We start from the raw sequence: 715 nt of genomic DNA on the forward strand, positions 1-715 counted from the left end.
AAAATATGTAGGTAAGCAAGCTATGACAGTAGCAAAATTAGCTTCTGAAGACAAAATGATTGTAAAAGCTTTTAAGAATAAAAATCCTTCTGAGCACATCCAACCTGTTGCAGAAAAAATAAGAAAAACCACTGGGGCAGATTACGTCACCATTGCTAATGATAAAGGAATCCGCTATTCTCATCCCAATAGTAGTTATATTGGAAAACATACCAAAACAAGCAACGAAGCTTCTTTAAAGGAGCATCAATCCATTATTTATAAAGGAAAAGGAATTTCAGGATTTGCAATTAAAGCCAAGACCCCCATATGGGATAGCCGAGGAAACGTAATAGGCGTTTCGTCAGTAGGGTTTCTTGTAAGCAATATAGAAAAACAGATTAATGATTATAGAATAAAAATCATTAAATTGTCCTGTATTCCTTTTCTTATTGGAGCATTTGGAGCTTTTTTCATTGCAAGGCGGGTAAAAAGACTAATATTTGGACTGGAACCGGAGGAGATTTCCTTTCTTTTTAAAGAAAAAGAGGCTACCCTTGAATCTATTCAAGATGCTACTGTTACTGTAAATGTTGAAAAATATGTAACGTCGATGAACAGAAGGGCCAGAGAACTATTTGGTCATCTTCAAATAGGAGGAGAGATAAAGAACTCCCGTTTAGGACAGCTAATTGATCAAGCGATAGAAAAGCAGCGGGTGTATTCTAACCAGTCC

At 36.1% G+C, this 715-nt stretch carries 1 protein-coding gene; it reads left to right on the forward strand.

Going from position 1 to position 715, the window contains the following annotated elements; genetic code table 11:
* Positions 1-22 precede the first annotated feature (22 nt).
* Positions 23-715, forward strand: a 693-nt coding sequence (locus AC1DRF_RS30960; RefSeq protein ID WP_477742697.1) for a sensor histidine kinase, incomplete at its 3' end; no start/stop codon positions are given.

Source organism: Priestia sp. P5_B4 (assembly GCF_056400385.1).